Here is a 6354-nt window from a genome sequence, read left to right on the forward strand (position 1 = left end):
GCCCTATCGCGGCACAAGGCCGCTACAACAGTTGTTCGCGATCTCCTGTAGGAGCGGCCTCGTGCCGCGATAGGGCCGCGCAGCGGCCCCAATTACGCCTAAGTCTCAGGCCGGCACCATCGCAAAGCCCACGCCAAAGCGGTTCCAGGCATTGATGGTGGCGATGGCCAGGGTCAGGTTGGCGACTTCCTTGGGCTCGAAGTGCTCCTGCAACGCTTCGTATTCACCCTGTGGCGCGCCATGCTCGGGCAGGCGGGTCAGGCTCTCGACCCAGGCCAGGGCGGCTCGCTCGCGCGGGGTGAAATAGCGGGTTTCACGCCATACGCTCAAGGTCTGCAGGCGGGCTTCGGTCTCGCCGGCCTTGCGCGCATCGTTGGCGTGCAGGTTGACGCAGTAGGCGCAGCCATTGATCTGCGAGGCGCGCAGGCGGATCAGTTCGAGCAGCGAATGCTCCAGCCCCGATTGGATCAGGGCTTGCTCGAGGCCAACCATGGCTTTGTAGGCTTCTGGGGCGGCTTTGGCCCATTCGATACGTTCGTGCATGGTGCTTCTCCGGGAAGGTGATCAGGTGTGCAGCCACCTTAACGCCGCCCGGCAGCGTGCCGAATAGCCAATCCAACGCTTTGCCAGGAGGCCAATCCGGCATTCGCCTGGCCACTGAGGTGCATCCAATCTCTTCATTTCTACCGCTGCGGCCAAGCCGGGATAATGGCCGGGTCAATTGCGGAGTACCGATTCATGTCCCGAGAACACTTCATGCGCGAGGCCCTCGACCTGGCCCGCGCCAATATCCAGGCGGGCGGCCGCCCGTTTGGTGCCGTGCTGGTGTACCAGGGGCAGGTGATCGCCCGCGCCGTCAACGAGATCCACAGCACCCAGGACCCGACCAGCCACGCCGAGATGCAGGCCATCCGCCAGGCCGCACAGGCTCTGGGCCGGGCACGCCTGGACGGTGCCGAGATCTATGCCAGTGGCCACCCGTGCCCGATGTGCCTGGCGGCCATGCACCTGTGCGGTGTGGAACGCGCATGGTTCGCCTATGGCAACGACGAGGGCGAGCCCTACGGGCTGTCCACCGCCGCGGTTTACGCGCAGATGGCCCGCCCGCCGCAGCAGCAAAGCTTGCCGTTGCGCCCGCTCAAGCCCGCTGGCGAAGCGGGCCTGTATGCCCAATGGCAGCAGGCCAGCCAAGCATGAGGGGCGCGCTGAACCTGTTGCTGGTGGTGTTGCTGGCACTCAACCTGCGGCCGATCCTCACAAGCATCGGGCCACTGCTCGAGCCCATGCGCCAGAGCACCGGCCTGGGGTACCAGCAGGCGGCATTGCTGACGGCGCTGCCGGTGCTGTGCATGGGGCTGGTGCCGCTGTTGCAGCCGTGGCTGCGGCGTTGGCTGAGCGAGCATGGCGGCATGCTCGCCGGGTTGGCGGCGATTGCCCTGGCCTGCCTGTGGCGACTGCAACTGGACAGCGCCTGGGCACTGATCGTCAGTGCGGTGGTCGCCGGGCTGGGGGTGGCGCTGGTGCAGGGCATGATGCCGGGGCTGGTCAACCGCTGGTTCCCCACGCGGCTGGCGGCGACCATGGGCTTGTATTCGGCAGCCCTGATGACCGGTGGCGGCCTGGCGGCGGTGCTGGGCCCCTCGATCACCGCGCACTTTGGCCATTGGCAGGCGGGGCTGGGCGTCTGGGCCTTGCCTGCGTTGTTGGCAGTGGCCGCCTGGATTGCCCTGCGGCCACGCCAGGCCACCCCCACGCTGGCCGGCACGGGTGGCGGGCACTGGTTCGGCAATCGCCGCGCCTGGCTGTTGGCGCTGTACTTCGGCCTGATCAATGGCGGCTACACCAGCATGGTCGCCTGGCTGCCGGCCTATCACCTGGAGCATGGCGGCACGGCTCAGGGCGGTGGTGAGCTGGTGGGGTTGATGACCATCTTCCAGGTGACCGGCGCCCTCGGCTTGCCGCTGTTGCTGCGCCGCCTGGCGGATCGTCGGCCTGGCTTGTGGTTGGCGTTGCTGATCCAGCTGGGCGGCTTCCTTGGCCTGCTGCTGGCGCCGGCCAGCGCCATGGGCCTGTGGGTGGCGATGATCGGCCTGGGCCTGGGCGCGTGCTTCAGCCTCAGCCTGACACTGACCCTCGAACACCTGCGCACGCCGGCCGAAGCCGGCAGCCTGGCGGGCTTCGTCCAGGGTGTGGGGTTCATCGTCACCGGTATCGTGCCGTACATCACCGGCTGGCTGCGCGATGTCAGCGGTGACTTCCAGGCATCCTGGGCCCTGCTGACCTGCACCGTGCTGGCCATGCTGCTGGTCACCGCGTGCTTCGCCCCGGGCGGCTATGCTCGGGCCATCGCCCGGCCAGGGCAGGCAGGCGCCGCAGCGCTCAGCTGAGACGCTGCAGGGTATCGCGGACCCGGTCCAGCGCCGGGTCGATATCCAGCAGTTCGATGGCGCCGAAGCCCAGCAGCAACCCCGGGCGTACCGGGGCCTCGCTGAAGAACGGCGCCAACGAATAGAGCCCCACCTCGACTTTGCGCGCCAGGTTGATCAACAGCTCTACATCGACCCCCGGCTTGGCCAGGGCGCTCAGGTGGAAGCCGGCACTGGCCGGCACCGCCTCGAACCAGGGCGCCAGGTCGCCGCCCAGGCGCGCCAGGATCCGTTCGCGGCGGGCGCTGTATACCTCGTGGCAGCGGCGGATGTGCTTGCTCAGGTGGCCTTCGCCAATGAAGCGCGCCAGGGCCCATTGCTGCAGGCTCGGGCTGTGCCAGTCGGTCAGGTGCTTGGCCACGCAGGCGGCCTGCAGCACTGCCGGTGGCAGCACCGCATAGCCCAGGCGCAGCTCGGGCAGCAAGGTCTTGGAGAACGTGCCGACATAGGCCACCAGCCCGTGGCGGTCCAGGCGCTGCAAGGCCTCGGCGGCCGGCCCCTGGTAGCGGAACTCGCAGTCGTAGTCGTCCTCGATGATCAGCGCACCCAGCGCGGCGGCCCTGGCCAGCAACGCCTGGCGCCGCTGTGCGCCCATGGGCATGCCCAGTGGGAACTGGTGCGAGGGGGTGACGTAGATCAGCCGGGTGCCGGCCTCGATCTGTTCCACGCACAGCCCCTCATTGTCCACTGGCACCGACTGCACCTGGGCGCCGAGGGCCAGGAACAGCTGCCGCGCCGGTGGGTAGCCGGGGTCCTCCATGGCCACCTTGCAGCCCGGCTCGACCAGCACCCGGGCGATCAGGTCCAGGGCCTGCTGGGCACCATTGCACACCAGCACATCGGCGGCGCTGCAGTGCACGCCCCGGGCGAACGCGATGTGGTGGGCGATGGCTTCGCGCAACTCAGGCAAGCCCTGCGGCGAGAACTGCCGATCGGTGTGCCGCTGGCTGCGCCGCAGGGCGTATTGCAGGCAGCTGCGCCACTGGTCGTAGGGGAACTGCGCCTTGCTTGAGGCTCCGCCGATGAAGTCATAACGCGAGGGGGCATCCAGCGCGCGCCGCCCCAGCACCGTGGCGCGCAGGCGCCAGCGCTCCAGGGCGTCGGCAGCGGCCAGTGGGATGGCCTCGGCGGCGTCGGCTTGTATGGGTTGGCGAGGGGTGATGAAGGTGCCGCGGCCGACCACGCCGCTGAGCAGGTTGTCGTAGGTCAGGCGCGAGTAGGCTTCGGCCACGGTCTTGCGCGATACGCCCAGTTGCTCGGCCAGCAGGCGCGTTGGCGGCAGCTGGGTGCCGGCAGCCAGGTGGCCGCTGTCGATGCCGGCGCGCAATTGCTGGTAGAGCTGGTCGGCAAGGCCTTTGCGGCCTTCGAGGCGGATGTGCAGTTCCATCGGGGGCTGTGTCCGAAGCGCAGGGGTGTCAAAGCTTCGGGCTTCGCGCGGCAAGCTGCAAGAGGGCCGAACTGGCGGCCCTTGTTCAACGCGTCAAAGGCGGGCAGTGCTGATGGTGATATAGCCTTTGTCGGGCAGGGCGATGCGGATCACCGTTTCGTCCTGCGGTGCCTTGCGTTTCTGCCGGATGCTGATGCCATCGACGGCCGCTGCCTGCATGTGCGCCGGGATGGCGCGACCCTGTGCGTCGAAGAAGGCTTCGCTGGCCAGCAGCTCGACGCGCTCGATCAGTTGGCGGGTGTGCTCGTCGGTCGCGCAGAAAAAGCGCACGCCGGACAGGTGCGGGTTGTCATCGGGGTTGCTGACCTCATGGGCCAGCAGCTGGCGCAGGGTGTGTTGCAGGGCTTCGGTGTGGCGGGTGTGCTCGGGCATGGTGGGGCCTCGTCGGGTGGGCTGGCCGCGCAGGGCGGGCATGACGACATCCAGGTCCGATCATGTTTTTGCAGGCGTAAGACGGAAAGCGGGCTGCTTCCGACTGAATTGTAGGAAGAGTCATAAATTATGCGAGTGCCCCGCGCCTTGCCTTGATCAGGATCAGCGCTGTCGCCGGTATGCCCGCTGCGGCACAATGGCCGACCTGTCCCCCTGCGTAACGCCGAGGTTTGCCATGCACAGCCACTTCCAGCCCGTCGACCTGACCAAGGCCTATCGCCTGCTCAACCACGGCCCCACCGTGCTGGTTTCGGCCAGCCATGCCGGGGTCGACAATGTGATGGCTGCTGCCTGGGCCTGCGCCCTGGACTTCGACCCGCCCAAGGTGACCGTGGTCCTCGACAAGAGCGCCCGTACCCGCCAGTTGGTGGAGGGCAGTGGCTGGTTCGTGCTGCAGGTGCCCAACGCCGCCCAGGCACGGCTCACCCACCAGGTGGGCAGCCAGAGCCTGTTCGACCAGCCCGACAAGCTGGCGCGTATCGGTGTCGAGTTGGCCCGCGTCGCCGGGTTCGAGGCGCCGTTGGTCAACGGCTGCTCGGCCTGGCTGATGTGCCGGGTGATCGACGAGCCGCATAACCAGCAAACCTACGACCTGTTCATCGGCGAAGTGGTCGCGGCCTGGGCCGATGACCGGGTGTTCCGCGACGGGCACTGGGCCTATGAGCATGCCGACCCCGACTGGCGCAGCCTGCATTACGTGGCGGGCGGGCACTTCTATGCCATCGGCGAACCCCTGGTGATCGACCAGGGCGAATGAACCGCGCCCGTCATTCCCCGCAGCAGTGCGGCTTGCCAGGGGCGCCTTCATAGCGGTCGTGGTGGCGCACCCAGTCCATCGTCCCGCCCTCGTTGCGCCCTAGTGGGGTCAGGTCGAGGAAGTTGTAGGTATTGACCAGGATGTCCAGCCCGCGGGCGTAGGTGGAATAGGTGTGATAGACGCAGCCGTCGCGGTCGCGAATGAACGCGCTCAAGCCCGGAAGCTCCGCCTCGGTGCCTGCGTAGGGCGCGTAGTTGTACTCGGCGCTGCCATCGGTGGCCACGCTCACGCCAAAGTCCTGGTTGAAACGGCTGCCGTGGGAGGAATACCAGGGAAAGCGCCAGCCCATGCGCTGGCGGAATGCCTGGAATTCGCCATAGGCTGCCCGTGACACCGCCACCAGCGACACGTCGTGGTGAGCCAGGTGCAGGTTGGCGCCGTCGAAATGGTCGGCGAGGAAGGAGCAGCCTGGGCAGCCTTCGTTCCAGCCCTCGGCGAACATGAAGTGGTAGACCAGCAGCTGGCTGCGCCCGGCGAACAGGTCGGCCAGGGCCAGTTCGCCGTCGGGGCCGTGGAAGCGGTAGTTTTCCTCGACCCGTACCCAGGGCAGGGCACGGCGGGCGGCGGCGAGTTCGTCGCGTTGGTGGGTGAGGGCTTTTTCATGCAGCCACAGCTGCCGGCGGGCGGCGAGCCATTGGCTGCGGGTGACCACTGGGTGATTGTTGTCGAGCGTGTTCATGAGGCGCGCTCCGCGCTGGGGGGATTCATTGAGTGGTCGAATGGGCGTTCGAGGAATCGACGGGGAGCGGGTGGGGGCGACGAGTGGTGGGGTGGGGGTTGGTTGTTTATGGCTTGAGAAAGTGTGTGGGCTGACAGGTGCCTGCCTGGATATCTCCAGCGCCCTTGAGATCGAGCGCCGCCCGCGCGGCGCATCGCTGGCAAGCCAGCTCCCACATTTGTTTCGGGCCAGTCACTCCTGTGATTTCACCACTGTCCGCCTTGTTGGTTCGACTCGGTATTGGGGTGGGCACCACTGGCGTCTCGCCTGACTTGAGACATGCACCAAGGCGGGCAGCGGTACTTCCACAGACATAACTGGCCCGAAACAGATGTGGGAGCTGGCTTGCCAGCGATGCGCCGCGCGGGCGGCGCTCGATCTCAAGGGCGCTGGAGATATCCAGGAGGGTGTCAGAAATTTTGTGTTCGGGCATACCATGAGTAAGAGGTGCATGTATGCCAACCAGAAAGAAACCGCTTCGAGAGTTACCGAAGGTCCCGAAAGAGCTGCTTGA

General features: G+C 67.1%; 8 protein-coding genes. 3 read left to right on the plus strand and 5 right to left on the minus strand.

The window, feature by feature from the left end; all coding sequences use genetic code 11:
* Positions 1-105 precede the first annotated feature (105 nt).
* Positions 106-543, minus strand: a complete 438-nt coding sequence (locus tag ABE459_RS25500; protein ID WP_125463880.1) for a carboxymuconolactone decarboxylase family protein — start codon at positions 541-543, stop codon at positions 106-108.
* Positions 544-738: 195 nt separating this feature from the next.
* Between ABE459_RS25500 and ABE459_RS25505 the strand changes: the two genes are divergently transcribed.
* Together ABE459_RS25505 and ABE459_RS25510 are read left to right on the plus strand one after the other, a co-directional pair.
* Positions 739-1197, plus strand: coding sequence for a nucleoside deaminase (locus ABE459_RS25505; protein WP_125463881.1), 459 nt, complete (start codon positions 739-741; stop codon positions 1195-1197).
* Positions 1194-2387: a cyanate transporter gene (locus ABE459_RS25510; protein ID WP_323833738.1), complete on the plus strand. Its 1194-nt coding sequence runs from the start codon at positions 1194-1196 to the stop codon at positions 2385-2387. Before ABE459_RS25505 ends, ABE459_RS25510 begins: the two co-directional genes overlap by 4 nt.
* Here ABE459_RS25510 and ABE459_RS25515 read toward each other — a convergent pair.
* Entirely contained in the window at positions 2380-3813 is a 1434-nt protein-coding gene (locus ABE459_RS25515) for a PLP-dependent aminotransferase family protein (RefSeq protein ID WP_323833736.1), read from the minus strand. The two genes, ABE459_RS25510 and ABE459_RS25515, sit on opposite strands and share 8 nt — an antisense overlap.
* 93 nt (positions 3814-3906) lie before the next feature.
* Positions 3907-4245: a hypothetical protein gene (locus tag ABE459_RS25520; protein ID WP_323833769.1), complete on the minus strand. Its 339-nt coding sequence runs from the start codon at positions 4243-4245 to the stop codon at positions 3907-3909.
* Between the two features lie 235 nt (positions 4246-4480).
* Between ABE459_RS25520 and ABE459_RS25525 the strand changes: the two genes are divergently transcribed.
* Complete coding sequence (locus ABE459_RS25525) at positions 4481-5062, plus strand: flavin reductase family protein (RefSeq protein WP_153787981.1); 582 nt, start codon at positions 4481-4483, stop codon at positions 5060-5062.
* A gap of 10 nt (positions 5063-5072) precedes the next feature.
* Here the strand turns inward: ABE459_RS25525 and ABE459_RS25530 are convergent, their stop codons facing one another.
* Together ABE459_RS25530 and ABE459_RS25535 are read right to left on the minus strand one after the other, a co-directional pair.
* Positions 5073-5801: a thioredoxin family protein gene (locus ABE459_RS25530; protein ID WP_323833733.1), complete on the minus strand. Its 729-nt coding sequence runs from the start codon at positions 5799-5801 to the stop codon at positions 5073-5075.
* 106 nt (positions 5802-5907) lie between these two features.
* Positions 5908-6354, minus strand: a 447-nt coding sequence (locus tag ABE459_RS25535) for a hypothetical protein (protein ID WP_346648167.1), incomplete at its 5' end; no start/stop codon positions are given.

It is taken from the genome of Pseudomonas sp. TWI923 (assembly GCF_039673365.1).
In the GTDB taxonomy this organism is placed as follows: domain Bacteria; phylum Pseudomonadota; class Gammaproteobacteria; order Pseudomonadales; family Pseudomonadaceae; genus Aquipseudomonas; species Aquipseudomonas sichuanensis.